The sequence below is a fragment of the Corynebacterium urinipleomorphum genome (genome assembly GCF_900155535.1).
Lineage (GTDB): Bacteria > Actinomycetota > Actinomycetes > Mycobacteriales > Mycobacteriaceae > Corynebacterium > Corynebacterium urinipleomorphum.
Genome location: NZ_LT706963.1, coordinates 504,129 through 530,365, shown reverse-complemented (window position 1 = coordinate 530,365; position 26,237 = coordinate 504,129). Strand labels below are relative to the sequence as shown.

24 protein-coding genes are annotated in these 26,237 nt (G+C 64.6%); 11 read left to right on the top strand and 13 right to left on the bottom strand.

Annotated features, from left to right (window positions below; translation table 11 throughout):
• Nucleotides 1-154: 154 nt before the first annotated feature.
• Nucleotides 155-928, bottom strand: coding sequence for a VIT1/CCC1 transporter family protein (locus tag CZ338_RS05415; protein ID WP_087117240.1), 774 nt, complete (start codon nucleotides 926-928; stop codon nucleotides 155-157).
• 161 nt (nucleotides 929-1,089) lie between these two features.
• On the opposite strand from CZ338_RS05415, the gene CZ338_RS05410 reads away from it, so the two are divergent.
• A complete protein-coding gene (locus tag CZ338_RS05410; protein WP_087117239.1) occupies nucleotides 1,090-2,457 on the top strand; it encodes a D-alanyl-D-alanine carboxypeptidase family protein in 1,368 nt (455 codons plus the stop codon).
• On the opposite strand, the gene CZ338_RS05405 is transcribed toward CZ338_RS05410, so the two are convergent.
• Together CZ338_RS05405 and trpS are read right to left on the bottom strand one after the other, a co-directional pair.
• Nucleotides 2,417-3,502, bottom strand: a complete 1,086-nt coding sequence (locus tag CZ338_RS05405; RefSeq protein WP_087117238.1) for a YhjD/YihY/BrkB family envelope integrity protein — start codon at nucleotides 3,500-3,502, stop codon at nucleotides 2,417-2,419. The genes CZ338_RS05410 and CZ338_RS05405 overlap by 41 nt on opposite strands.
• A 122-nt stretch (nucleotides 3,503-3,624) precedes the next feature.
• Nucleotides 3,625-4,686: a tryptophan--tRNA ligase gene (trpS, locus tag CZ338_RS05400; protein ID WP_087117237.1), complete on the bottom strand. Its 1,062-nt coding sequence runs from the start codon at nucleotides 4,684-4,686 to the stop codon at nucleotides 3,625-3,627.
• Nucleotides 4,687-4,795: 109 nt separating this feature from the next.
• Between trpS and CZ338_RS05395 the strand changes: the two genes are divergently transcribed.
• Nucleotides 4,796-5,119: a type II toxin-antitoxin system Phd/YefM family antitoxin gene (locus CZ338_RS05395; RefSeq protein ID WP_143341262.1), complete on the top strand. Its 324-nt coding sequence runs from the start codon at nucleotides 4,796-4,798 to the stop codon at nucleotides 5,117-5,119.
• A 4-nt stretch (nucleotides 5,120-5,123) separates the two neighbouring features.
• On the top strand, nucleotides 5,124-5,525 hold the full coding sequence (locus CZ338_RS05390) for a type II toxin-antitoxin system VapC family toxin (RefSeq protein ID WP_087117235.1): 402 nt from the start codon (nucleotides 5,124-5,126) through the stop codon (nucleotides 5,523-5,525).
• A 21-nt stretch (nucleotides 5,526-5,546) separates the two neighbouring features.
• Here CZ338_RS05390 and CZ338_RS05385 read toward each other — a convergent pair whose 3' ends face one another.
• Nucleotides 5,547-6,452, bottom strand: a complete 906-nt coding sequence (locus tag CZ338_RS05385) for an exodeoxyribonuclease III (protein ID WP_087117234.1) — start codon at nucleotides 6,450-6,452, stop codon at nucleotides 5,547-5,549.
• Between the two features lie 117 nt (nucleotides 6,453-6,569).
• Between CZ338_RS05385 and CZ338_RS05380 the strand changes: the two genes are divergently transcribed.
• From CZ338_RS05380 to metX, 3 genes are all read left to right on the top strand, one after another.
• Nucleotides 6,570-8,783, top strand: a complete 2,214-nt coding sequence (locus tag CZ338_RS05380) for an NADP-dependent isocitrate dehydrogenase (protein WP_087117233.1) — start codon at nucleotides 6,570-6,572, stop codon at nucleotides 8,781-8,783.
• 336 nt (nucleotides 8,784-9,119) lie between these two features.
• Nucleotides 9,120-10,445 carry an O-acetylhomoserine/O-acetylserine sulfhydrylase gene (locus CZ338_RS05375; RefSeq protein WP_087117232.1) on the top strand — a complete coding sequence of 442 codons (1,326 nt, stop codon included), beginning with the start codon at nucleotides 9,120-9,122 and terminating at the stop codon, nucleotides 10,443-10,445.
• Nucleotides 10,442-11,584: a homoserine O-acetyltransferase MetX gene (gene metX, locus CZ338_RS05370; RefSeq protein WP_087117231.1), complete on the top strand. Its 1,143-nt coding sequence runs from the start codon at nucleotides 10,442-10,444 to the stop codon at nucleotides 11,582-11,584. Before CZ338_RS05375 ends, metX begins: the two co-directional genes overlap by 4 nt.
• A gap of 3 nt (nucleotides 11,585-11,587) precedes the next feature.
• Here metX and CZ338_RS05365 read toward each other — a convergent pair whose 3' ends face one another.
• The 4 genes from CZ338_RS05365 to CZ338_RS05350 all read right to left on the bottom strand — a co-directional run bounded on the left by CZ338_RS05365 (nucleotide 11,588) and on the right by CZ338_RS05350 (nucleotide 13,570).
• Nucleotides 11,588-11,998, bottom strand: coding sequence for a PIN domain-containing protein (locus CZ338_RS05365; protein WP_087117230.1), 411 nt, complete (start codon nucleotides 11,996-11,998; stop codon nucleotides 11,588-11,590).
• Complete coding sequence (locus CZ338_RS05360) at nucleotides 11,998-12,237, bottom strand: AbrB/MazE/SpoVT family DNA-binding domain-containing protein (protein ID WP_087117229.1); 240 nt, start codon at nucleotides 12,235-12,237, stop codon at nucleotides 11,998-12,000. Before CZ338_RS05360 ends, CZ338_RS05365 begins: the two co-directional genes overlap by 1 nt.
• Before the next feature lie 102 nt (nucleotides 12,238-12,339).
• Entirely contained in the window at nucleotides 12,340-12,660 is a 321-nt protein-coding gene (locus tag CZ338_RS05355) for a DUF3017 domain-containing protein (RefSeq protein ID WP_235839448.1), read from the bottom strand.
• Between the two features lie 52 nt (nucleotides 12,661-12,712).
• The gene (locus tag CZ338_RS05350; RefSeq protein ID WP_204211853.1) at nucleotides 12,713-13,570 is read right to left on the bottom strand and encodes a bifunctional methylenetetrahydrofolate dehydrogenase/methenyltetrahydrofolate cyclohydrolase; all 858 of its coding nucleotides are present in this window, start codon (nucleotides 13,568-13,570) and stop codon (nucleotides 12,713-12,715) included.
• Between the two features lie 118 nt (nucleotides 13,571-13,688).
• Between CZ338_RS05350 and CZ338_RS05345 the strand changes: the two genes are divergently transcribed.
• Both CZ338_RS05345 and CZ338_RS05340 read left to right on the top strand, forming a co-directional pair.
• Nucleotides 13,689-15,026, top strand: coding sequence for a M20 metallopeptidase family protein (locus CZ338_RS05345; RefSeq protein ID WP_087117227.1), 1,338 nt, complete (start codon nucleotides 13,689-13,691; stop codon nucleotides 15,024-15,026).
• An 18-nt stretch (nucleotides 15,027-15,044) separates the two neighbouring features.
• Nucleotides 15,045-15,515: a tRNA (cytidine(34)-2'-O)-methyltransferase gene (locus CZ338_RS05340; RefSeq protein ID WP_087117226.1), complete on the top strand. Its 471-nt coding sequence runs from the start codon at nucleotides 15,045-15,047 to the stop codon at nucleotides 15,513-15,515.
• A gap of 19 nt (nucleotides 15,516-15,534) precedes the next feature.
• On the opposite strand, the gene CZ338_RS05335 is transcribed toward CZ338_RS05340, so the two are convergent.
• The 4 genes from CZ338_RS05335 to CZ338_RS05320 form a co-directional block, all read right to left on the bottom strand.
• Nucleotides 15,535-16,917, bottom strand: coding sequence for a PH domain-containing protein (locus CZ338_RS05335; protein WP_087117225.1), 1,383 nt, complete (start codon nucleotides 16,915-16,917; stop codon nucleotides 15,535-15,537).
• Nucleotides 16,914-17,363: a PH domain-containing protein gene (locus CZ338_RS05330; RefSeq protein WP_087117224.1), complete on the bottom strand. Its 450-nt coding sequence runs from the start codon at nucleotides 17,361-17,363 to the stop codon at nucleotides 16,914-16,916. The genes CZ338_RS05335 and CZ338_RS05330 overlap by 4 nt, the downstream gene beginning before the upstream one ends.
• Nucleotides 17,364-17,463: 100 nt before the next feature.
• Nucleotides 17,464-18,333 carry a cytochrome b/b6 domain-containing protein gene (locus CZ338_RS11085; protein WP_235839447.1) on the bottom strand — a complete coding sequence of 290 codons (870 nt, stop codon included), beginning with the start codon at nucleotides 18,331-18,333 and terminating at the stop codon, nucleotides 17,464-17,466.
• Nucleotides 18,334-19,358: 1,025 nt separating this feature from the next.
• Nucleotides 19,359-22,508 carry an error-prone DNA polymerase gene (locus CZ338_RS05320; protein ID WP_087117306.1) on the bottom strand — a complete coding sequence of 1,050 codons (3,150 nt, stop codon included), beginning with the start codon at nucleotides 22,506-22,508 and terminating at the stop codon, nucleotides 19,359-19,361.
• A gap of 142 nt (nucleotides 22,509-22,650) precedes the next feature.
• On the opposite strand from CZ338_RS05320, the gene CZ338_RS05315 reads away from it, so the two are divergent.
• From CZ338_RS05315 to CZ338_RS05305, 3 genes are read left to right on the top strand one after another with little or no spacing between them, the layout of a single operon-like run.
• Nucleotides 22,651-23,541 carry a MetQ/NlpA family ABC transporter substrate-binding protein gene (locus tag CZ338_RS05315; RefSeq protein ID WP_087117223.1) on the top strand — a complete coding sequence of 297 codons (891 nt, stop codon included), beginning with the start codon at nucleotides 22,651-22,653 and terminating at the stop codon, nucleotides 23,539-23,541.
• Nucleotides 23,541-24,614, top strand: coding sequence for a methionine ABC transporter ATP-binding protein (locus CZ338_RS05310; protein WP_087117222.1), 1,074 nt, complete (start codon nucleotides 23,541-23,543; stop codon nucleotides 24,612-24,614). The genes CZ338_RS05315 and CZ338_RS05310 overlap by 1 nt, the downstream gene beginning before the upstream one ends.
• The gene (locus tag CZ338_RS05305; protein WP_087117221.1) at nucleotides 24,614-25,309 is read left to right on the top strand and encodes a methionine ABC transporter permease; all 696 of its coding nucleotides are present in this window, start codon (nucleotides 24,614-24,616) and stop codon (nucleotides 25,307-25,309) included. Before CZ338_RS05310 ends, CZ338_RS05305 begins: the two co-directional genes overlap by 1 nt.
• Here CZ338_RS05305 and CZ338_RS05300 read toward each other — a convergent pair.
• Nucleotides 25,296-26,204 (bottom strand): sucrase ferredoxin, encoded by a 909-nt coding sequence (locus CZ338_RS05300; protein ID WP_087117220.1) that lies wholly within the window; start codon nucleotides 26,202-26,204, stop codon nucleotides 25,296-25,298. The genes CZ338_RS05305 and CZ338_RS05300 overlap by 14 nt on opposite strands.
• Between the last annotated feature and the right edge of the window lie 33 nt (nucleotides 26,205-26,237).

Below are 26,237 nucleotides of genomic sequence, written 5' to 3'. Positions count from 1 at the left end.
ATTCCGGGCGTTTTGGCGTTTTGGCGTTTTGGCGCGGCCGCGCAGGCCCAAGTTAGTCGCGTCTGACATCCCGGTCACACCCGCAACACCGACCACACGCGACCTGGGGCTTTAGAAAGCGATTCCAGACGCGACTAACTGGTCGCACACTCGGCTAGGCCACGGCTGTGCCAAAGAGCGAGCCCACCGCGAAAGTCGCCGCGAGCGCCAACCCGCCGCCGACGACCAGGCGGACCACTGCCCTGCCCGGCTTCGCCCCGCCCAGCTTCGCGGAAATCGCACCGGTAATAGCCAGCGCGATGAGCGTGACCGCAACACACACCGCCACGCGAGCTGCGGCTGGTGCCAGGATGATCGCAGCCAGTGGCAACAGAGCGCCCACGAAGAAGGAGAGGAAAGACGCGATGCCCGCGGACCAGGGGCTGACAATGTCCTCCTCATCGATGCCGTAGTGAATCTCCAGGTGGGCGGCGAGCGGGTCGGACTGGGTCCGTTCACGGGCCACGGCGACAGCGGTCTCCGGGGACAGTCCAGAATTCTTGTACGCCTGAACTAGGTGACGGAACTCCGCCTCGGGGTCCTTGGCCTGCAACTGGCGCTCCGAGTCCACGGCGGCTTTCTCTGCGTCGCGTTGACTGGACACGGAAACGTACTCACCCAACGCCATCGAAATCGCTCCACCGACCAGCGCCGCAATACCGGCTGTGAAGATCTCGCGTGAGTTCGTCGTGGCACCGGCGACACCGACGACGACCGCCGCTGTGGAGACGATGCCGTCGTTGGCGCCGAGAACGGCGGCACGCAGACGGTTCAGTTTCTCGCCTATTCCGTGGGTCTCAACATCCACCTCGGGGAAGTCGGATTGGTCTAAATAGTCGGTGCCAGGGGTCTGCGCACCCGCGCCGATAACGTTCTCTTTATTGCTCATACCGCCAGTTTTACTTGGCCCCCATTTGTTCCCGCAAGCAAGTAAGCACTAACTAACCGCAGGTGAGAGGGCATTTTCAGGTGAGGCTTCGCTTGGTTCGCGCCCACGCAAAGCGGGTCATGAACGCTAAGAGACGGCCGCAGCCCTAGACTTATCGCACGATGAAGAAGACGCTCTCTATCGCACTGGCTGCGGCAGTCGCCCCCGCCGCCCTCCTGCCCGCTGCGCTGCCCGTGCCCGTTGCACCACTCGCCATGGCACAGACCCCGGACGACGCGATCTCTGTCACGTCCGCCCCTGACGCCGGAGTCGGCGCCGCGTACGGCACCGGAGCCGATGCCCAGGCTGAGGCGACCGGCGAGGACGAGCCTCACTACCCGGACCCGCGCGAGGAGGCCCCGAACACGGATAAGTGCCCGAATGCGACGGTCCCCCCGGAGGCCGTGAGCACCTCCGAACGCATCGCGCCCGGCGCGACCAGCCCAGCGCCACTCCCGGTGGAGTACGACGGCCCATGCGGAGTCATCGCCCCGGACGGGTTCACGGTCAGCGACAAGGTGCTAGCTACGTCGTGGCTGGTCGCGGACATCGACACCGGCGACGTCATCGCCATGAAGGACCCGCATGGGCGGTACCGGCCCGCCTCGATCATCAAGGTGTTGCTGGCACTCGTGGTCATCGACGAGCTGCCGTTGGACAAGGTGGTCACAGTCAGCGAAGAGTCCGCGGGCCAAGAGGGGTCGGCCGTGGGTTTGGGAGCGGGCGGCCAGTACTCGATCGACGACTTGCTGCACGGTCTGCTCATGGTTTCCGGCAACGATGCCGCACACGCGCTGGCGCAGGTGCTCGGCGGGGACGAAGTGGCATTGCGCAAAGTCAATGAGAAAGCCGCTGAACTGGGCATGAACGACACCCGCGCGGCGAGCTATTCCGGACTCGACGCCCCGGGCATGTCCACGTCCGCGTGGGACATGGGCATTGCGTACACGCACGCGTACCAGAACCCGGTCTTCGCTCAGATCGTCTCCACCGAGATGTACCCCTTCCCCGGATACACGGGTATCAACGGCGAGGAGATGCCGGGATTCGATGTCTACAACGACAACAAGCTCTACCTCAACGACCCCGACGGCATTGGCGGAAAGACCGGCTACACGGATGACGCGAAGCACACGTTCGTCGGCGCACTTGACCGCGGCGGCCGCCGCCTCATGGCTGTTGTGCTGGACACCACCGTCGACCGCGGTCGCGCGTGGGAGCAATCGCAGGACCTCATTCACGAGGGGTACAGGTTCACCTCGAAAGATGCTGTCGCATCGCTTGTCGACGCCACCGCCAACCCCTCCAACACCGGCACCCCCGTCACCGACTCCCCCGGCGCAGACTCCCCCGGCGCAGACCGCGAAAAAAGTGAAGACGGCACCCTCCCATGGGAAGGGATCGCCGTCTTCGTGGGCGTGCTCGCCCTGGCTGGTCTAGGGACGTGGCTTAGTCTCGCGTCAGCAAAGAAACGGCGGCAACGCCGATAGCGCCGAGCGCTGCACCGATACCCAGGTTGCGGCCGGTGTTGTCCTTCTCGTTGATGCCGGCGCGGATGTTGATCACGGCAGGCTCCGGAACCGCCGGCTCCTCCTGCGCCAGGGATTCCTTCGTCGTGGCCGTCCACGCGGAGACGTACAGGACCACGCGCCACACCAAGTAGAGCACGACCATCAGCGAGATGATCGGGCCGAACAGGGCACCAGCCGGGTTGCCGGTGGCAGAGCCGATAATGACGGTGGAGAACTGCTTGATCAGCTCGAAGATCACAGCACCGAGCAACGCGCCCTTGAAGCCCGACTTCAGTGGCACCTTGGTGCGCGGCATGAAGACGATGAACCACCAGAACACCAGGAAGTTCGCCAGGATACCGGCGACCAAACCAGCGACCCAGACCACTGCTCGCGCACCCGGGAAGTCGCCGATGCCGAAGTGCTCCATCGCCGTGGTGGTCAGACTCGACGAGCCGACAGCGGTGACACCGAACGCCACGATCAGCAGCACGATCAGACCGATGAGCGCCACCAGGTCCCACAGCTTCTTGGACACGAAGTTGCCGCCCTCGTTCGGGTCGATCGTCCACATCGCGCTGATGCCGGAGCGCAGGTGGTTCATCCAGCTCAAACCGGACCACAGCGTGGTCAGCAAACCGACACCGGCCACAGCGCCGCGCTGATCAATCGCCGACTCCACGACCTTGTTCACCGCCTCGCCTGTCTCGCCTTCGAGCGAGTTGGCGATCTGGTCCTGGATTTGCTGCATCAGGTCCGGTCGTGCCGCCAACACGAAACCGAGCGCCGCGAACAGCAGCATCGCCAACGGGAAAAGCGACAGGACCGAGAAGTACGTGATGCCGGCGGCGAACTGGTTGCCGCCCTCAGACGCGAAGCGGTCGTTCATACGCATCAGGTGCGCGACCGGCGGAGCTTTCTCCTCCACCTTCGCCATTGCCCCGCTGTCCTGCTGGGTCGGGTGGGCGCGTTCAATGCCTTGCTCATCCGTGAAGCCCTCGCGGGGCGACGTGGCAGTTGCCATAGGTGAATCGGTCCTTTCGTGAGTTATCGCTCATACATGGTAAAACACCGGCCGGACACCTGCCCCGCAATGGGGCGCGGGAGGTGCCGGCCGGTGCACACCCGACGTCGATAAGCGAGTGCTTAGCGGCGGGGAACGAGGAAACCTGTCTTCTCGTAGACGTCGGCGAGCAGCGGCTGCGCGACCTCGCGGGCGCGCTGCGCACCCCGGGCGAGAATGTCCTCGAGCTGGGCGCGGTCGCCCATCAGCTCGTCGTAGCGTGCGCGCAGCGGAGTCGTGAACGCCTCCAGCGCATCCGCCGTGTCGCCTTTGAGCGCGCCGTAGCCCTGACCCTCGTAGCCAGCGACGATCGAATCGATGCTGTTGCCCGTCAGCGCCGACTGGATAGCCAGCAAGTTGGACACGCCAGGCTTCGCCTCCCGGTCGAACGCGATCACGCCGTCATTGTCCGTCACCGCCGACTTGATGCGCTTCGCCGACGTCTTCGGCTCATCGAGCAGGTTGATGATGCCCTTCGGGTTCGACCCCGACTTACTCATCTTCGACGTCGGCTCCTGCAAGTCGTAGATCTTCGCCGACCCTTCCGGAATGAAGCCCTCCGGCACCACGAACGTCGTGCCATAGCGCCCGTTGAAACGCTCCGCCAACGTGCGCGTCAGCTCCAAATGCTGGCGCTGGTCTTCTCCCACCGGCACGAGCTGCGGCGAGTACAGCAGAATATCCGCCGCCATGAGCACCGGGTACGTGAACAAGCCCACCGACGTGCGGTCCTGCCCCTGCTTCGCCGACTTGTCCTTGAACTGCGTCATTCGGCTCGCCTCACCGAAGCCCGTCAGACACTGCAGCACCCACGTCAGCTCAGCGTGCTCCGGCACATGCGACTGAACAAACAACGTAGACTTGTCCGGGTCGATGCCCAGAGCAATCAGCTGAGCCACGCCTTTGAGCGTGCGTTCCCGCAGCTCCTCCGGCTCCTGCTGCACCGTGATCGCGTGCAAGTCCGGGATGAAGTAGAACGCCTCATACTCATCCTGGAGATCGATCCACTGCTTCAGCGCGCCCAGGTAGTTGCCCAGGTGGTACGAGTCCGCCGTCGGCTGGATGCCCGACAGGACGCGCTGGGTGCCGGTCGGCCCGGCCTGGTCGGTGGTTGCAGTGTTCTCAGCGTTGTCAGCAGCAGTCATGGGCAACAGTCTAGCCCCAGCGTGAACCACCGCTTGTCTACCGGCCCAACCTCCTAGCTTCATATCTTCAGGCTTCCCGATGGTTCACCCCAGTTGCTACGCTTGTAGCATGTCTGCCGCACCCATACAGAAGTCCTCCAGCAATTCTCGCCCTTCAACGGAACGCGCAGGCGCTGAGCCGCGCCATATTCCGCAACGTGAACTACGCAACGACAGCAGCCGCATCCTGCGGGAAGTGGAGGAGGGGGCCGAATTCATCATCACCAACCGCGGCCGACCAGTCGCCCGTTTGACTGGCCTCGTTGACGTGCACCACTCCGGCCTCTCGTTCACCCCACCATCCAAGCCGCTCAACCTTCAAGCAATTGAACGAGTTCGTCTGCCCGTAAGCACAGGAAAGATCCTCGACGAGTTGAGGGAAGAAAGGCTGTAACCGGATGAAGTCCTGGTACCTGGATACCTCAGCCGCCTTCAAACTCCTCGTTGAAGAAGCAGAAACGGCTGCACTCGACGAAACGATCCTCGAACACGACCCAACGTTGTTCTCGTGCTGTCTGCTCGAAACCGAGCTTCGGCGGGCACGAAACCACTATCCGGAGTTGAGCTTGAAAGAGTTGGAATCGTTCCTGGCGTCGATCTCCATCTTCGACATCGACCGCAACGTATTCCGGATTGCAGGGATGCTCCCCGGTGAGCATCTGCGTTCACTCGACGCTATTCACGTCGCAGCTGCGCTACTTGGAGGCTGCACCACCCTGGTGACATACGACCGCCGAATGGCTCAGGCCGCGGAGAACAGCGGTCTCGAGGTGATTTCGCCGGGGATGAAACCGGCGTAGCGGAAGGTATGACTCTACGGTCTACCGGTACTCGACGAGCAGCGGCGAGTGATCCGACCAGCGCTCCTCCACCGTCGCGGCCTTTTCCACCCAGGTGCGCTGGGCACGCTCGAGCATGTTCGCGGTGACGGCCTGGTAGTCGATGCGCCAGCCGGCGTCGTTGTTGAACGCCTGGCCGCGGTAGGTCCACCAGGTGTAGGGGGCGTCGTCGGGCTGGAGGCGGCGGGCAACGTCGAACCAGCGCGGCTCGGAGCAGGCGGAGCGGCGCACGTCGCTGTCGTAGTCGACGGCACCGAAGAAGCCGGCCTCATCCTTGGCGTCGATATCCTGAGCCTCATCGTCCGGGTAGCAGCCGAAGACGGAGTCCATGAAGGCGCGCTCACCGGGCAGGAAGCCGGAGGACTTCTGGTTGCCCTTCCAGTTTTTCAGGTCCTCGCGGCGGTGGCAGATATTCCAGTCGCCGCCGATCACCATGTCCTTACTCTCTTCTGCCCACTGGGCCAGCAGCGGCTCAAACTGGTCGAGGAAGCGCCACTTCTCGTCCTGCTTCTCCGTGCCGGTGCTTCCGGAGGGGAGGTAGAGGGAGGAGACCACGGTGCCGTCGTCAAGCGTGCCCGCGATGAAGCGGCCGGAATCCTCGAATTCGGGGATGCCGATGCGGACGTTAGAAAGCGGTGTGCGCGACGCGATGCCGACTCCCGCGCGGCCCTTCGCCGCGGCGGGCGCGAAATAGACGTGCCAGCCCTGCTCGATCGCGGGGGCGAGCGCCTTTTCCGCCTGCTCCTCCGTCGCGCGGACCTCCTGCATCAGCACCACGTCCGCCGATGTCTCCTCGAGCCAGGCGAGCATGCCCGGATTGTTCTCGTTGCGCACCTTCGCGGCCGCGCGGATGCCGTTGACGTTGACGGATGCGATAGTGAGGCTCATGCGGGCCCACCTTACCCTGCGGTGCACGGAGCCTAGTCGGCGGACCAAAAGGTTAGTGGGTACGCTGGTGGGCTGACACATTGAGAAATAGAACATTCTGATTATTTGAGGTGACCCATGGCCAAAATCATCTGGACCAAAACGGACGAAGCCCCGCTTCTAGCGACGTACTCCCTCAAACCCATCGTCGAAGCGTTCGCCTCCAACGCTGGCGTGGACGTGGAGACTTACGATATTTCCCTCGCTGGCCGCATCCTCGCCCAGTTCCCCGACTATCTGGGCGAGGACCAGAAGGTCCCCGATTACCTGGCTAAGCTCGGAGAGCTCGCGGGCACGCCCGAAGCCAATATTGTGAAGTTGCCCAACATCTCCGCTTCCCTGGTGCAGCTGCGCAAGGCCATTAAGGAACTGCAGGACGCCGGATTCGACATCCCCGACTACCCGGCAAACCCGACCAGCGAGACGGAAGAGGACATCCGCAAGCGTTACGACGCCGTCAAGGGCTCCGCCGTCAACCCCGTCCTCCGCCAGGGCAACTCCGACCGCCGCGCACCGCGCTCGGTGAAGAACTTTGCCCGGAAGCACCCGCACTCCATGGGCGAATGGTCCTCCGACTCCAAGACCAACGTGGCCACCATGACTGAAGGCGACTTCCGCCACAACGAGAAGTCCGTCATCATCTCTTCCGACGACACGCTGACCATGAAGCTCGTCGGTGACGATAAGGAGCGCGTCTTCCGCGACGACGTCAAGGTTTCCGCCGGCGATGTCGTCGACGCGACCTATATGTCCGTGGCGGCCCTCGACGCATTCCTGCTCGAGGCCATCGAGCGCGCCAAGAAGGAGGATGTTCTCTTCTCCGTCCACCTCAAGGCCACCATGATGAAGGTCTCCGACCCCATCATCTTCGGTCACGTCGTTCGCGCCTTTTTCAAGGACGTCTACGACAAGTACGGCGAGGAGCTGCTCGAAGCAGGTCTCGACGGCGAGAGCGGCCTCGGCGCCATCTACAGCGGACTGTCCGACCTGGAGAACGGCGAGGAGATCCGCGCCGCCTTCGACAAGGCGATGGCTGAGGGCCCGGCTCTCGCCCAGGTGAACTCCCACAAGGGCATCACCAACCTCCACGTCCCGTCCGACGTCATCGTCGATGCCTCCATGCCGGCCATGATCCGCACCTCCGGCCACATGTGGAACGCCGACGACCAAGAAGAAGACACCCTGGCCGTCATCCCGGACTCCTCCTACGCCGGCGTCTACCAGACCGTCATCGACGACTGCCGCGCCAACGGCGCCTACGACCCCACCACCATGGGCACCTCCCCCAACGTCGGCCTCATGGCGCAGAAGGCCGAGGAGTACGGCTCCCACGACAAGACCTTCAAGATGCCTTTCGACGGCACCATGCAGGTCCTCTCCTCCGACGGCACCGTCTTGCTGGAGCACTCCGTGGAGAAGGGCGATATCTGGCGCGCTTGCTACACCGGCGGCCCCGCCATCGCCGACTGGATCAAGCTCGCTGTGGACCGCGCCCGCAAGTCCGGCATGAAGACCATCTTCTGGCTCGACCCGAAGCGCGCCCACGACACCAACGTCCAGAAGATCGCCGAGGAGCAGCTCGCTGACCTGGGCACCGACGGCCTGGACATCTCCTTTGCCTCCCCGGAGGAAGCCACCCAGATCACCGTCGACCGGATCCGCCGCGGCGAAGACACCATCTCCGTCACCGGCAACGTGCTGCGCGACTACAACACCGACTTGTTCCCCATCCTCGAACTGGGCACCTCCGCCAAGATGCTCTCCGTGGTCCCGCTCATGGCCGGTGGCGGCCTCTTCGAGACCGGTGCAGGCGGCTCCGCCCCGAAGCACGTCCAGCAGGTCCAGGAAGAAAACCACCTGCGCTGGGACTCCCTCGGCGAGTACCTCGCCCTGACCGAGTCCTTCCGCCACGAGCAGGAGAAGAACGACAACGCCCGCGCCGGTGTCCTCGGCGACACCTTGGATAACGCCATCGAGACCTTCCTCGACGAAGGCCGTTCCCCGTCCCGCAAGGCCGGTGAGATCGACGACCGCGGCTCCCACTACTTCATCGCCCGCTACTGGGCCGAGGAGCTCGCTTCGCAGGAAGCCGATGCCGAGCTGGCCTCCGGTTTTAAGAAGATCGCCGCCGAACTGCGCGATAACGAGGAGCAGATCCTGAAGGAGCTTCTCGCAGTCCAGGGCGAGCCGACGGATCTCGGCGGTTACTACTGGCTGGATGACGAGAAGACCACCAAGGTCATGCGCCCCTCCGAGACCTTCAACCGCATCGTCGACGAGCTGGAAAGCTAGCCGCTACGCTACATCCAGCTGAGAAAACCCAGCCCGGTTCCGGGGTCCACCCGGCCAGGCTGGGTTTTTAGCGTGTGGAGGTTTGCGGGCAGCGGACCTGCCGGTCAGCACAGCCCCAGTGCTGGTTATCGCGGCAGCCTCGACGCGCAGCCATCGGCGTTCGTGGTAGACGAGCTCGGCCCACGTGTCTGACGGGTTCCGAACGATTTAGATTCAACGCGGAAGCTCCAGACCACGACGCAAATAGACAGCTTGGTCCGCTTTTTCTGATTTCCCCGCGGCCGCAGCCAGTAGAACGTGTTTGCAGCGCCCGAAAGCGAGTCCTAGCTTGGTGCCATGGCTCACTACGACAACAGCGCAGCGAACGACTGGTCTTTCAACACCCGCGCGATCCACGCGGGCCAGAACGTCGACTCGGAGGTCGGTGCCCGTAACCAGCCGATCTACATGACGACATCCTACGTGTTCAACGACACCCAACACGCTCAGGACCGTTTCGCGCTAGCGGATCCCGGCCCGATTTACACCCGCATCACCAACCCGACGCAGGAGGCACTGGAGAACCGCCTCGCCTCGCTCGAAGGCGGTGTCGCGGCAGTGGCGTTCTCCTCCGGCATGGCTGCTGAGACCGCCACGATCACCAACCTGGCGAGCGCGGGCGACCACATCATCACCTCACCGCGCTTGTACGGCGGAACGGAAACGCTCTTCGAGGTCACACTGCCACGTCTAGGCATCGAAGTCAGCTTCGTGGATAACCCGGATGATCCGGAGAGCTGGCAGGCCGCGGTCAAACCGAACACGAAGGCGTTCTACGGCGAGACGTTCGGCAACCCGATCGCGGACGTGCTGGACATCCCGGCGGTGGCGGAGGTCGCGCACAGCAACCAGGTGCCGTTGATCGTGGATAACACCATGGCTACTGCGGCAATCGCCCGTCCGTTGGAGCTCGGCGCGGACATCGTGGTCGTGTCCACCACGAAGTTCTACACCGGCAACGGTGCGGCCCTCGGCGGCGCGATTATCGACGGCGGCTCCTTCGACTGGACCGTCACCCGCGACGGCGAACCGGTCTTCCCCTACTTCGTCAACCCCGACCCCGCCTACCACGGCCTCGTCTACGCGGATCTGGGCGCCCCGGCTTTCGCGGTCAAGGCACGCGCCGGCATTCTCCGCGACACAGGTGCCGCCATTTCACCGTTCAACGCCTGGGTCGCGCTGCAGGGGATGGATACGCTGGGCCTGCGCGTCGATAAGCACAATGCGAATGCATTGAAGGTCGCTGAATACCTCGCGGGCAAGGACGAGGTCGAGCACGTGAACTTCGCGGGCCTGCCGGATTCGCCGCACTACGCGACGAAGGAGAAGCTCGGCCTGAAGTACACCGGTTCCGTGCTGTCCTTCGACCTCGCGGGCGACGCGGGCGACAAGACGCGGGCGTGGGCGTTCATCGACGCGCTGAAGCTGCACTCCAACCTGGCCAATATCGGCGATGTCCGCTCGCTCGTCGTGCACCCGGCGACCACGACGCACTCGCAGTCCAACGAGGCCGGCCTCAAACGCGCGGGCATCACGCAGGCGACGATCCGCCTGTCTGTCGGCATCGAGGACATCGACGACATCCTGGCCGACCTCGACCGCGGCTTCGAGGCCATCGCATGATCAACCTCCCGCCCGAAGGCGAGCTGGCCCACCAGCCGATCGGCGATGTCCAGACGGAAGCCGGCGCCACCATCAGCGACGTGCACATCGCTTATCGACGTTGGGGCGCCTTCACCGGCGACCCCCACGGCCGCAACAACCTCATCCTGGTGGAGCACGCGCTGACCGGCGACTCGAACGCCGCCGGCTGGTGGGAGGGCCTCATCGGTCCCGGCGCGCCGCTGGACACCGACCGGTTCTGCATCATCTGCACGAACGTTCTTGGAGGCTGTTCCGGGTCCACAGGCCCGTCGAGCGAGCACCCCGACGGCGGGGCGTGGGGCTCACGCTTCCCCGCCATCTCCATCCGCGACCAGGTGCGCGCGGAGGCGCAGTTCCTGGAGAGCCTGGGTATCAACAGCATGCACGCTATCGTCGGCGGCTCCATGGGCGGCGCGCGTGCCCTTGAGTGGACGATCATGTACCCGGATTGGGCGAATTACGCCTGCGTGATCGCGATGTCCGCACGTGCTTCCGCCTGGCAAATCGGCATTCAGACTGCGCAGATCACCTCGATCGTGCGCGATCCGGACTGGCAGGGCGGCGACTACTACGGCACCGGTCGCGCCCCCGATGCGGGCCTCGCAGCTGCCCGCCGAATCGCCCACCTGACGTACCGCGGCGAGCAGGAAATCGACGAGCGCTTCGGCACCATGTCCCAGCCCGGCGAGAACCCCCTGGGCGCCTACCGCGACGAGCACCAACGCTTCGCCGTGCAGAGCTACCTCGACCACCAGGGCGAGCAGCTGGTCAAGCGTTTCGACGCCGGCTCCTACGTCACCATCACCGAATCCCTCTCCCGCCACGACATCGGCCGGGGACGCGGTGGCCTCAACCGCGCACTGGCGCAGATCAGCGTGCCCACGATGGTCGTCGGCGTGGACACCGACATCCTCTACCCGTTCCACCAGCAGGAGCACCTCTCCCGCAACATCGGAAACCTGCTGGCCATGAACAAGATCGTCTCCCCCGTCGGCCACGACGCATTCCTGGTGGAGACTCGCCAAATGGGCCATATTCTGCGCAATTTCATCGCCCTGGCGGACCAGACTCCGTCGGCGACGGACCTGGCTAAACAGCGCGGAAACTACGAGATCTAGCTGCTACGGAATGAGTTCAAGCATCGCTCCGAGAGCGAAATAATTGGCGTACGCACGCTTGTCCATGCTGGCTAAAGACGCTTCATTCTCGAGAGCCGTAAGCGCTATAAGACCGTCGTACACCGCACCGCCCTTGATTCCGGCATCCGCTAAACGGTGATGAACGTCCCGTGAAGCGGCCTCCGGCAAACTGAGAACACGTTCAAATGTCCCGTCTATGACCCTTACGGCATCGGCTTCTGTGAAACGGCTATCGCCGGGCAGCCTGGTCAGTACCGAATATGTCTCCGCAAGCGAATGCGAGCATAGGGCGAGGTTCTTCCCCCTCGCCCAGCGCTGTAACCGCTCATGACTGCTGTGATTTTGCAAAAGCAGCGGAACTGCCGCACTTGTATCGAGAGCGACGACGCCCACTACATGCGTCCCGCATCGATGAGCGCCAGGATGTCCTCGTCGGTGACTGGGCTCGAGCCACGCCCGACCAAACGCCCATTCTCGGTCTCGACGATTTCGGCCGTCCGGCCACCGGGGATGATGCTGATTCCTCCCCCATATGCTGATACATCAACGGTTGAACCAGGCGTGAGGCCGAGGGAGTCGCGCAGGGCCTTCGGCAGAAGAATCCGTCCTCCGGAGTCAATCGTCGCTTCCATGGGAACAGGCTACCATTTGGTTCCCATTCTTAGCTGGGCAAAGATTCTAGCCACATGCGGCCGCTCGCTACTGGAAATGCGCTACGCCTACAGCGGTGCACGCTAGCTCCCCAGCGAATCAACGGACACCGCGAGCCACACGAGAGCCGCACCAGCAGCGGTGGTGAACGCGGCGTCGAAGCGCCGAGAGCGAACGGCAAGCAGACCCATCACCTGCGAGTCGCAGGTGAGGCGGCAAGCGGTGAGCCACAGCATCGCCGCACCCAGGGTGAAGGTGGCCCGGCGCCAGTGCTCCGTCACTGAAAAGAGGGTGGCCACCACGAAGCCGAGGACGAAGAGCCCCACCATTACTTGCTGCGCGCGCAGCGGCAGCCGGGACGGAGGGTTGCCGATGTCGTGCGGGTTGTCCAGGCTCGGTGGCACGGGTCCTTTGAAGACTGGGGAACCAGAACGCGCGGTGCCAGGCACGCTGGCGTTACTCAGCTGCGGCAAGCCGCTCTGCCCTCTCGACAATATTGCGGACGAGGAAGGTGCGGGTCATGGGGCCGACACCGCCCGGGTTCGGGGAGACCCAGCCGGCTTTCTCCCAGACGTCGGGGTGGACGTCGCCGGTGGTCTTGCCGTCGACACGCGAAACGCCCACGTCGAGCACAGCCGAGCCTTCCTTGATCATGTCGGCGGTGATCATGTGGGGCTTGCCGGCGGCGGCGATGATCACGTCGGCTCGGCGGGTCTCCGCGGCGAGGTCCTTGGTACCGGTGTGGCACAGAACTGCGGTGGCGTTGACGTCGCGCTTGGTCAGCATGAGGGAGATCGGGCGGCCGACGGTCACGCCGCGGCCGATGACGCACACGATCGCGCCGTTCAGGTCCACGCCGAAGCGCTCGAGCAATGCGAGCGAACCGTTCGGGGTGCACGGCAACGGCGCGGGCTCGTTGAGGACAAGGCGGCCGAGGTTGACCGGGTGGAGGCCGTCGGCGTCCTTGTCGGGGTCGATAAGACCTAGCACGCGGTTCTCGTCCAAGTGCTTCGGCAGGGGCAGCTGAACGATGTAGCCGGTGACGGCGGGGTCGTTATTCAGTTCGTCGATAAGCGAATCGAGCTCTTCCTGCGTGCAGTCGCCCGGCAGCTCCTTCATGATGGAGGCGATGCCCAGCTGCTCGCAGTCCTTGTGCTTCATGCGCACATAGTTCTGGCTGGCGGGGTCCTCTCCGACGAGCACTGTGGCCAGGCCCGGCGTGATTCCCTGCTCTTTGAGGCGAGCCACGCGCTCAGTGAGGTCCGCGAAAATCTCCTCGCGGTAGAGTTTTCCGTCCAATTTGATCGCAGTCACGGGCACCATCTTAAACGGCTCCGTGACCACGGGCTCTGTTCAGGCACGGCCACGCTGATGCGGTGGAGACTAGCATCGGGCCACGGAACCTCACCACCAACACGAGGAGACCAGGAACGTGACTGAATCTGCACTGGAAACGCTGTACAACCGGATCGATGAAGCAGCTGAATCAATCGCCGGGGATGTCACCGAATGGCGCCACCACCTGCACCGGAACCCCGAGTTGCCCAACCGCGAGGTGGAGACGGAGCAGTTCATCGTGGACACCCTCGAGGGGATCGGCATCACCGACATCACCCGGGGCATCGCGGGGCACGGTGTCGCGGCGCGGATCTCGGGCGGCCGCGGGGATGCCGAGGGACAGGGCCGCTGCGTGCTCCTGCGCGCGGACATCGACGCGCTGCCGGTCAAGGAGGACTCAGGCGAGGAGTTCGCTTCGGAGAAGGTGGACCAGAACTACCCGGGCGGCCCGTTCCCGGTGGCGCACGCCTGCGGCCACGACACGCACACCGCGATGCTGCTGGGCGCAGCGAAGATTCTTCATGAGATGCGCGAGGACTTGAATGGCGAGATCCTGCTCGTCTTCCAGCCGGCTGAAGAAGGCCCACCTCCCGGCGAGGACGGCGGCGCGTCGCTGATGGTGGAAGAAATGGAGCAGAGCGGGCTCTTCGAACCTGCGCCAACCATGGCCTTCGGCATGCACATCACCCCCATGCCGGTAGGTGCGATCGGGTACGCGCGAGGAATCCAGCACGCGGCGTCGGAGACCGTCAAGATCACCATCACCGGCAAGCAGGTCCACGGATCCACGCCGTGGCTGGGCGTAGATCCGATGCCCGCTGTAGGCGACATCCTGAGCAATATCAGCCAGATCTACCGCCAGGTGGACGTGGAGGAACGTTTCTCCATCTCGCTCGGGCACATCGTGGACGAAGGCCGATTCAACATCGTGGGCAACAAGGTGGAGATCTGGGGCACGGTACGCGCGCTGCGCCCCGAGGTGATGTCGGACATCAACGAACGGATCGAGCGTTACGTCACTCACACAGCCGCAGCTCACGGGTGCACCGGGTCGGCCGAGTTCCTCGACGAGATCCCGGCCGTCGAACACACCCCGGGCTGGATCGACGCGATCCTGCCCATCTACCGCCGCATTGCCGGGGACAACCCCGTCATCGAGGTCCCGCCCGCCATGGGCTACGACGACATGTCTGAATTCACGTCACGGTTCGGCGGGGTGTACGGCTTGCTCGGCGGCCAGAACATCGCGTTCACCGAGGACGGCGGCATCGAGCCGACGAACGGCGACACCCGCGGTTTCGCTGCCAACCACAGCCCGCAGTTCTACGTCAACGACGATGCGCTCACGTACGGAGTGCGCCTCCACGCGCACGTCGCCGTGGACCATCTGCTCGGCTCGCTCGACGACTCTGATGGAGGAGACGCCCAGTAGCGCTCCTAAGCTAGAGGCATGCCGCCGCTGCACGTCATCTTCGACAACCCCGTCATCCCGCCGAACACCGGCAACGCGATCCGCATGTGCGCGGGCACCGGCGCGACCCTCCACCTCGTGCGCCCGCTGGGCTTTTCCCTCGACGACAAGCATTTGCGCCGCTCGGGGCTCGACTACCACGACCTCGCGCACGTCGAGGTCCACGACGACATCGACGCATGCTTCGCATCGCTTGTCGACGTCCCCATCTACGCCTTCACCACCTCCGCCACCCGTCACTACACGGATGTGGAGTACCAGCCGGGCACCGCTCTTCTGTTCGGGACAGAGCCGACCGGTCTGCCCCGCGAGCACTCCCACCACGAGCGGGTGACCGACCAGCTCCGCATCCCGATGCTGCCCGGACGCCGCTCCATGAACCTCTCCAATTCCGCTGCCGTGGCCACCTACGAGGCCTGGCGCCAGCTCGGCTTCCCTAGCGGAGTGTGAAGGCATCCGTTAGGGCGCTTTAGGGCTCTGCGAGCGGCGGGAGCTCGCGGGCACTCAGTTCTGCGACCACCGCCCAGGCGTCTGCAGTGTCGAGGTCTCGCGCAGTCATTTTCACCGGCCCCGGCACGAGATCGAAACGGACGTGCGCCAGGTTCATCATGCGCTGCACCGGCCCCTGCCGGTAGGTCATCTCCTGGATATGAGAGATGTCAATGAACTCGAACCGGCGGCTGAGCAAACCATGGCTGGTGGTGGCCCAGATCTGCTGGTCGGGGGTGCTGTGGAGGGAAAGGGCTTGGCTGGAGGCGTCGATAGGCGACGGGATACGTGCACGCTTCGGTGAGCGTACATCCCACGCGGGCGCGGTGACTGCGTGCGAAGTGAGCGGGCTGATCGCGGTGATGAGCCCCACCGCCTGCTCGTAAGAGCCGACGGGCAGGAGCCGCGATGTGCCGGACTGCTTATTGGATTCACGGCCATAACCGGCGACGTTGACTGTGACGGTCCACCAGCCGAACGGTCGCCAGAGCATGGGTTGCGATAGCCCGATCGCGTGAATCCGGTCGCGCGGCACTGCCTGGCTACGGCGGTTGGCCAGCCCGTACGACAGGTTGAGCACATCTCCGTCCAGGGTGGACGTGTAGCGCCACGACTGGTCGATCTGCCGCCAGATCTGCGGGATGAAGCCGACCAGGGCGGGGACGACCACCGCGAAGGTCACCTCCGTCAATACCGGGAGCAAAGACAGCACGACGGTGACAATCGTGGACAGGCGCAGGGCAGCACCCGTCAGCGAGCGCCCCAGGGGGATCGGCGGGATGAGGGCGGGCTGGCCGTGCGGGTCCGGGCTTCCACCTTCAAGCGCGGCGCTGGCTTCCTCCGCGGACATCTCCGCGTCGGGGCCCTGGGCGGCGACGCGACGGAGCAGCTCGCGGCGCAGTTCATCTGCTTCGGCACGGGGAACGTAGCCGATCTCGATGGCGGAATCTGACCCGCCGGCGGCCTCCACGCGCACTGCGGCGAGGTGGAACAGGCGGGGCGCGAACGGCTCGACGACGTCGACCGCCTGGATCCTCTCGTACCGCGCGGCGCGGACCTTCGTGGAGATCAATCCGCTGCGCAGCTCCACGTCGTCCTCTCCGAGGCGGAAGCCGATACGCGACCACCACAGCTGCGACAGTGCGAATGCCACGAGGACAGCGACCGCGATCCCGCCCCCGATCTGGGCGATGTCGGTCCACGACCACGTCTCGTCGCCCTGAAAATCTTCCACACCCTCCACCAGTGCAGTGGTGAAATTGAACACCACGATGGTGAGCAGCGCGGCGACGAACGCCCAGGCGCGGAGGAGGGGGGTGAGGCGGTGGACGCGTCGATAAGCGAATGCGTTGGTGGACGTCACAGGCCGCTCATCCGCTCACGTGCGCCGACGGCGAGACGCTCGCGCAACGCGTCGGCGTCTGCTGCCGCGAGTCCGGGAATCGTCGCGTCCGTCGATGCGGATGCTGTGTGGAGACTCACGCTTTTCAGGCCCAGCGGACGCGTGAACGGCCCCGTGGTGACGTCCACGAACTGGATGCGCCCGTACGGCACGACCGTGAACGTCTGGTTGATCTTGCCCTTGGAAATGAGCAGCTCATTGTCCGTTTCCAGCCACCCCGTATTCTGTACGCGCAGCGGGATCATGATGGCCTGGAACACGAACCACGCGCCTGTGACCGCCGCGCCGACCCACCACCAGCCGCCGAGCGAGAGCTGCGCCGCGAGAAAACTCCCCGCGATGAGAAGCGCCCAGATCGTCTGCGATATGTAGCGCGCGATAATGAGCTTCCGCGAGACCGGGTTCATTTCTTTAGCGGACGTGGGGAGCTGGGGCGCGGGTTCGTCCGCGCGCGCGTGCCTCCCGCGTGTGTTTCCGGTCTCTGGGGGTCGCTCCATGAGCGCTACCCTACCGCGCCGTCACCTCACCGAACCGGCGCGCGAGCGGCGCGAGCACCGCCGGCTTCGTGGCCACCCACGCGCCCGCGATCACCGCGAGCGACACCAGGAAGATCACGAACCCCAGCCAGTTGTCCGCGTACACATCCGGGTTCACGTCCCCGCGCGCGGCGTACATGTTGTTCAGGTTGCGCAGCACACCGGTGCCCAGCACCAAAGCCACGTGAACGACCACGAACACCAGGAAGTACACCATCACCGGGAAGTGGATTTTCCGCGCCGCGGCCGCCGGGAAGATCTTGTTCGCGGTCTGCCACTCGTTCTTCCACCAGTAGCTCATGCGCACGCCCGACGCGATCGCCAGCGGCGCCGCGATGAACACAGTGACGAAGTACGCCAACTGCTGCAGCGCGTTGTAATTCACCCACGCGTTCTCCGTCGGCCAATCCAGGCTGAGGTACTGCAGACCCGCCGACAGCGCGTTCGGGAACACCTCCCAGCTCGTGGGCACGATGCGCATCCACTGTCCTGTCGCGAACAGCAGCACCACGAAGATCACGCCGTTGACAATCCACAGCACATCCAGCGCCAAGTGGATCCACAACGTCAGACTGATCTTTTTCCCGCCGTTGCGCGGCCGCCAGTACGCATCCGGTTTCCGCTGCGTACGCACCTGCAGCCCCGTCTTCACAATCAGCGCCATCAAGAACATGTTGAAAAAGTGCGACCAGCCCAGCCACCCCGGCAGCCCCACCGGCGCGTTATCCGGCAGCGGGTTCTCCCCCGGGTAGCGCGCCAGGAAGTCCTGCCCCGCACCGCTATTCAGAAACGCCCTCGACGCGAACACAACCAGCGCCAACAGCACAGCCAGGCCAAGCACGCCGAGCGCAGCTACACGACGCCAACCGCTTGCCGACGCCTCCTTCTCCCCCAGTGCCGCTTTCTCGGCCGCCGCCGGCTTGTCGGCAGCCGCGGGCTTTGTGTGTTCTGCAGGTTTTGCACTTCCGGGTGCCGCCGGAGGTTTCGGTGCCGCGTTCCCTGGCGCCGCAGGAGCAGCAGGAGGCTTCGGGGCGGCCCCTCCCGGTGCAGCCGGTGCCGCGGGCGCCGCCGGAGGCTTGGGGGCGCTAGCGCCTGGTGTTGGGGGAACAGAAGGAGGTTTCGGTGCAGCGTTCCCTGGCACAGCTGGGGGCTTCGGTGCTGCGGCACCCGGCGCGGCTGGGGCCGCGGGTGCCGCCGGAAGCTTGGGGGCACTATCACCTGGTGCCGCGAGAGCAGCAGGCGGTTTCGGTGCACCAGACGTTGCCGGGGCAGCGGGCGGCTTGGGGGCCGCCGGAGCAGCCGGTGTCGCCGAAGCATTCGGTGCAGAACTCTCTTGCTTCTGGAGTGCCGCGGGAGGTTTCGGCGCGACCGGAACATCGTTGGGCGATGAGGCCTTAGGAATGTTGTTGCTAGTCATCGCTGCTTAGGTTATCCAAGCCGGTCAGCTGGGTGGAATCGAAACGGGTTCAGTCGATGCTTTATATTCGGCTGCGTCCGGTGAGGAACCTTTGACCTTGCGGTCGCCCTTTCAACTGCATCCTGCCTGGTGCAGCGGGTGAATCTGTTTGCATCGCCGCAACCCGCCGGGATGTTCTGATGGCTCTGACCTAGCCTTATGAAAACGATGGCGCAAGGCGTTGTAAACAGATTCACTCGTTGGTGAAGACCAACGAATGAACGATTTGTCCGTCAGACAAGATAAAGGGGAAACGCATAGCCAGTCTACCTGCACTTATGCGTTCTCGGGGATATTGGTGCCTGCGAATCGTTCACCGCCCCCACAAACACTTACGGTCCCAAGCACACGAGCGATTCCGATTCAGGATATTCAGGTCTTCGATGCACGGTCCGGGGGAAATAAGGCATCTACCGGAAATCGCGGGACCCGCGGGTGAGCCACTCCCCCATCTCCAAAGGCTCGAGCTTGTCGGCGAGCACGCTGACAGCGCCGGAGGCGTTCTCGACGATGCCGCGGATGATCAGGGCTTTGGCGGTGCGGGCGAGAATCTTCTGCCGGTTCCACAAGCCTTTCGGAATGATGATGTTGGTCAAGCCGGTCTCATCCTCCATACCCAGGAAGGTGACGCCACCGGCGGTGCGTGGGGCTTGACGGTGGGTGACTACACCGGCGACGCGGATGCGGGTGCCGTCGGGGACACGTTTCAGGTCCACCGCAGTCAAGATATTGTCGGCGCGGAGAGCATCGCGGAGCATGTCCATCGGCATGAGCCCCGGGGTGACCCCGGTGGAAGCGATGTCGGCGGCCATGAGCTCGAAGGAGTTCATGCCGGGGAGTGAGGGGGCGTCGATAGCCGAGAGGCCGGGCAGCATGCCCTCGCGTTCGGTGGCGGCGACGCCGGCTTGCCAGAGGGCTTGGCGGCGGTCCACGCCGAAGCAGTCGAGAGCGCTGGCCCGGGCGAGAGCCTCGACATGCTCGACGGTGAGATCGGCGCGCCGAGACAGGTCGGGGATCCCGGTGAAAGGACTTGAAGCCTGGGCTGCTTCGATCCGCTCGGCGGCTTTCGTGCCCAACCCTTTGATCAGGTTCATGCCGACACGGATGGTGCCGGAGTCGATGCAGCGGGCCTCCACACCGGAGGCGTTGACGCTGACAGGCAGGACGGTGATGCCGTGACGCCGGGCATCCTGGATGAGCGACTGCGGGGAATAGAACCCCATGGGCTGGGCACGCAGCAAGCCCACGCAGAATTCCGCCGGGTAGTAGCGCTTGAACCAGGCGGAGAAATACACCAGGGACGCGAACGACTGGGAGTGGGATTCGGGGAAGCCGTAGGCGGCAAAGGCGACAATCTTCTGCCACAGACGGTCGGCCGTGGCGTCGTCGATGCGGTTCGTGTCCCAGCAGCCGTCGAAAAATCGCTGACGCAGGGCAGCCATCTTGGCGGGCGAGCGTTTGGATCCCATGGCGCGGCGCAGCGAATCGGCCTCAGCGCCGGAGAAACCGGCGGCGTCGACGGCGATCTGCATGAGCTGCTCCTGGAACAGCGGAATGCCCAAGGTCTTGCCCAGGGAGCGCTCGAGCACGGGATGCTCATAGTCAACAGGCTCAAGCCCGTCGCGCCGGCGCAGGTACGGGTGCACGGACCCGCCCTGGATCGGGCCGGGCCTGATCAGAGCTACCTCCACCACCAGGTCGAAGAATCGGCGCGGCTTCAGCCGCGGCAGGGTGTTCATCTGCGCGCGGGATTCCACCTGGAACACGCCGACGGCATCGGCGCGGCAGAGCATCTCGTAGACACTGGGGTCGGCGAGGTCGAGCTCCCACAGCTTCACCTCGCGGCCGGTGGTCTCCCGCACAAGGTCGATCATGTGGTGCAGCGCCTCGAGCATGCCCAACCCGAGCAGGTCGAATTTGACCAGGCCGGCGGCGGCGCAGTCGTCTTTGTCCCACTGCACCACGGAGCGGCCCTCCATGCGCGCCCATTCGGTGGGCACCACGTCGGCGATGGGCCGGTCGCAGATCACCATGCCGCCGGAGTGGATGCCCAGGTGGCGCGGTTGACCTTTCAGCTGTGCGGCGAGGGCCTCCACGCGCGGAGGCGGTTCAGCAATGCCCTTCGACCACGCGTCGGCGGCGCCCTGCGGGTACCCGAGTGCGCGGGCGGCGTCGCGCACCGCGCCTTTCGTGCGGTACGTGATCACGTTGGCCACCTGCGCGGCATTTTCGCGGCCGTAGGTGGCGTAGGTGTACTGGATGACTTCTTCGCGGCGGCCGGATTCAATGTCGATGTCGATGTCGGGCGGGCCGTCGCGGTCCGGGGACAGGAAGCGCTCAAAAAGCAGGCCGGCGGAGGTCGGCTCGACATTCGTGATCCCCAGTGCGAAGCACACCGCGGAATTCGCGGCGGACCCGCGCCCTTGGCAGAGAATGTCGGCGTCGCGGCAAAAGGAGACGAGGTCGTCGACGATGAGGAAATACCCGGGGAAGCCGAGCTGCTCAATGACGTTCAGCTCATGCTCGATCTGCGCGCGGGCACGCTCACGCACGTCGTCGGGGCGTGCGGCGTAGCGTTCGCGCCCGCGCTCCGCCACAAGCTGCCGCAGCCAGCTCATCTCGTCGTGCCCGTCGGGAGTGGGAAAGCGCGGCAGTTGCGGCACGACGAGGTCCAAGGTGAACGCGCATTGCCGGGCCAGCTCGACGGTGAACGCGACGGCGTCGGCGCAATCAGGTGCCATCGCCAGCAATTGTTCGCCCGAGCGCAGCCAGTTCGCGCCCATCGGGTGCACGTCGCGGTATGCAGACACAATCGCTTCTCTGCGCCCCAGTGCCCTCTTCGCCCCCGCCAACCTCGCCCGCTCCCGGGTGGCCGCACCGGGGGCAGCAGTGACAATGGCAGGGACCTGCGGATACACCCGCAGCGCCGCATGCCTGTCAGCGTCCTCGGGCAGCATGGACACTTCGAATTCCCTGACCACTCGGTCTAGTCCGAATGATTCGATCAGATCGTCGATACGGCCGGCCCACCGCCAGCCCGCCAAGGCGATGCACGCGCCGTCCAGTTCCGCGGCGATGTCGGGCAGGGGCGGGTAATACACAACGCCCTTCCCCCCTCCCGTCATGTGCGCACGGGCCATGAGGTGGGACAGGCGGCGGTACCCTTCGGGGCCGCGGGCGATGAGGGGGAGCGGAGGGCCGTCGATAAGCGAGAGCTCCGCCCCGAATACCGTGGACACGTCGGCTTCCGCCGCGGCTTCAGCGAATTTCACTGCGCCGTAGAAACCATCCCTGTCCAGCAATCCGAGTGCGGATAGCCCGAGCTCGCGCGCACGGGCGACAAGCTCTTCCGGCTCGCTCGCGCCGCCAGTGTCCGAGAGGAAACTGTAGGTGGACACGGCATGCAGCTCCGCAAACGGCACTGCCGGCTCCCCCAGCGGAATCCGGTCGCGCGCGGGCTCGCGGGCATGGTCCGCGGGGATAGGCGTGGGACCGGGGCGGCCGGACAGAACACGCTCCAGCCGCGACCAGGACAAGCCTTCCCCACCACGAAAATCCACATCCACAGACTACCCATTATCGAAACTGCGTTCTAATCACGGATTACTTGGCGCGTACCCAAACTAGACTAAGCGGTACACACGGTGTTACATTCTTCTCACGTTCATTTCCCCCGAAGACTAAGAAAGAGCAGGAAGCGACATGCGCCTCAACCGTGTAATCGCAACCGCCGCAGCCTCCGTCCTGGCTGCCACCGGCCTGGTTGCGTGCTCCTCTGATTCCGCAGACAACGCCGCAGGCGACAACGGCGACGACCAGGTCGTCCGCATCGGCACCACCGACTCCGACCAGAAGGCTTGGTCTGTCTTTGTGGACAAGGCGAAGGAAGAGGGCATCGATCTCGAGCTCGTCCCCTTCACCGAGTACACCCCGGTGAACCCGGCACTGGCTGAGAACCAGATCGACGTGAACAAGTTCCAGCACATCCTCTACCTGGCCCAGTACGAGGCCTCCTCTGGCGAGGACCTGCGCATCGTCGGCTCCGCCGAGATCAACACCCTCGGCCTGTTCTGGAAGGACCACGACAGCCTCGACGGCATCGAGGGCCAGAAGGTCGCCATCCCGAACGACCCGTCCAACCAGGGCCGCGCCATCAACGTGCTCGTCCAGGCTGGTCTGGTCAAGGTCAAGGACGGCGCTGACAAGCTGAACCCGACCCCGGCCGACATCGACAAGGAAGGCTCCAAGGTCGAGGTCACCCCGGTCGATGCTTCCCAGACCCCGACGGCGTACAACCAGGGCGACCCGGCAATCATCAACAACAACTGGCTCTCCCGCGCCGGCATCGACGCATCCACTGCTGTCGCTTCCGACGACCCGAACTCCGAGCTGGCTGAGCCGTACATCAACATCTTCGCCGTCCGCGCCGAGGACATCGACAACCCGACGTACGAGAAGCTCGTTGAGATCTGGCAGACCCCCGAGGTCACCGAGGCCTTGAACGAGGACTCCAACGGCACCGCCGTCCAGGTCCAGAAGTCCAAGGAGGACCTGAACAAGATCCTCGACCGCCTCGTGGAGGAATCGAAGTAATGGCCGCAACCGGCACCCGGGTCGAATTCCGGGACGTGAACAAGGTGTTCCGGTCCGGGAAGAAAGGCGCCGACGTCGTCGCGTTGGACAACGTCAATCTCACCGTCGAACCGGGCGAGATCCTGGGCGTGATCGGATACTCGGGTGCCGGCAAGTCCACGCTCGTGCGCATGATCAACGGGCTGGACACCCCCACCTCGGGCCAGATCTTGCTGGACGGCACCGACATCGTCGGCATGCCGGCCAAGCAGCTGCGCGAGGTGCGCCGCAACATCGGCATGATCTTCCAGCAGTTCAACCTGTTCTCGTCGCTGAACGCGGCGGGCAACGTTGAGTACCCGCTGAAGATGACCGAGATGAGCTCCGCGGACCGCAAGGCCCGCGTGGCAGAGTTGCTCGACTTCGTCGGCCTCGCCGAGCGCGGCACGAACTACCCGGAGCAGCTTTCCGGAGGCCAGAAGCAGAGGGTCGGCATCGCACGCGCGCTCGCCACAAGCCCTTCGCTGCTGCTTGCCGACGAAGCCACCTCCGCCCTCGACCCCGAGACCACCCAGGAAGTCCTGGCTCTGCTCAAGGAGGTCAATGAGCGCACCGGCATCACCATTGTGGTGATCACCCACGAGATGGATGTCATCCGCGCAATCGCCGACAAGGTGGCTGTGATGGAAAACGGCCGCGTTGTCGAGCACGGCTCGGTCTACGAGGTCTTCTCTAACCCGCAGACGCAGGTAGCGCAGCGTTTCGTGTCCACCAGCCTGCGCAACACCCCGTCCCCAGCTGAAGAACGCGAGCTCATGCACAGAGACGGGCGTCTGTTCACCGTCGACCTGACTGCTGAGTCCGGGTTCTTCTCCGCCGCAGCCAAGCTCCAGGAGCGCGGCGTGGACCTGGATGTTGTCCACGGCAGCGTGACCACGCTGCAGGACCACTCCTTCGGCAAAATGACGGTGCGCCTGACCGGCAACCAGGAGGCCATCGAGGAGTTCTACTCCACCCTGCGTCGAACCACCACGATTGACGAGATCACCGGCGGCCGTGGTAGCCGCAGCACCAGCACTGGGGAGGCTAATTAATGCACGCGACGAATGACTTGATTCTCGCCGCCGGCGGCGTCGACTGGGACCGTCTCGGCCCCACCTACCTCGACGCGATTGGCGACACCCTGTTCATGGTGGTCATCACCATGATCGTGGGTGGGTTCTTCGGCCTGATCATCGGCCTGTTCCTGTACACCACCCGCCAGGGCGGCGTGCTGCAGAACAAGGCGGTCTACTGGGTGCTGAACATCCTGGTGAACTTCTTCAGGCCGATCCCGTTCATCATCATGATCGCCATGCTCTACGCCGTGACTCTGGCGGTGGTGGGCACCACCATCGGCCGCGAAGCCGCCACCTTCGTCATGTGCGTCACCGCCACATTCACTGTGGCGCGCATCGTGGAACAGAACCTCGTGGCCATCGACCCGGGCGTGATCGAGGCAGCCCGCGCAATGGGTGCGGGCCCGTGGCGCATCATCCGCACCGTGATCATCCCCGAGGCACTCGGCCCGCTGATCCTGGGCTTCACCTTCATCTTCATCGCCGTGATCGACATGTCCGCCATGGCGGGCTACATCGGCGGCGGCGGTCTGGGTGACTTCGCTATCGTCTACGGCTACCGCGCCTACCAGCCGGAGGTCACCTGGCTGGCCGTGATCACCATCGTGGTCATCGTCCAGCTGGCGCAGCTCTTAGGCAACTATCTGTCCCGCAAGGTCATGCGCCGCTAACGGAGTCGACCGACCAGTACGCACCGGTCTTCGGCTCATCGCCGCAGGAGGACACCACTCCTGCGGCTTCTTTCTTGCTCAGGGAGGCGGTGAAGGTGCGGGCAGTGGCGGCGTCGATAAGCGAAATGCTCGCTGTTTCCTCCCCGACCTCGGACGCGCTCACGGTGAGCTGCCCGTAGGCGACGTCGCGGCCTTCGCGCTGCAGGTGCGCCGCGACTGCGATCTCCGCCGCCTGCTCGGGCGGGGTGAGTGTGCCGCGGCCGCGGTTACCGGGCACGAAATACTGCGCGCGCATCGCGGCAGCGAGCATCGCCTCGGTGGCTTCAAGGTTCATGCGCCCGAAGCTGTAACCCCACGGCATGAGCAACAGCGCAGGAGCGAAACGGTGGCCTTTGACGTGCGAGGTCTCCCATACGACATCCCCCGTTTTCTTGAACGGGTAGCGGCGCTCCAGCTCGTTGACCAGCGGACGTCCTTTCACCGCGCAGCAACGGTCGCGCTTCGCGTGCGTGCACACGAGAAGCAGCGGCGCGATGCGCGTCTGCCCGCCGTTGCGGCCGGGACCCGACAGATCGAGGTCCAGAATCGCTTCCGGCCCGTCGACGTGCAGGACCTCCGTGACCCCGATGTCGGAGAAGACAAGGTAAAGGTGGTGGTCGTTGATCTCTCGGCCCTCGCGCGTGGGGTGGCGGATCAGCTGCAGCGCAGCGCCGGTCTTCTTCATGTGGGCCTTCAGCTTCGCGGTCAGCTCTTCGCCAAAGGTCTCGCCGTCGAGAATGTCGTGGCTCCACGGGCCCGGGTACTCGAAGAGCACGTAGACGCCGGCTTGCTTCGCAGTGCCGGGCAGGGGCTCCACTTCCACATCGGAGCACAATGTTCGGCGGTCGACAGACATGTTTCTAAGGGTAGCCTATCTTTCAAAAACGCC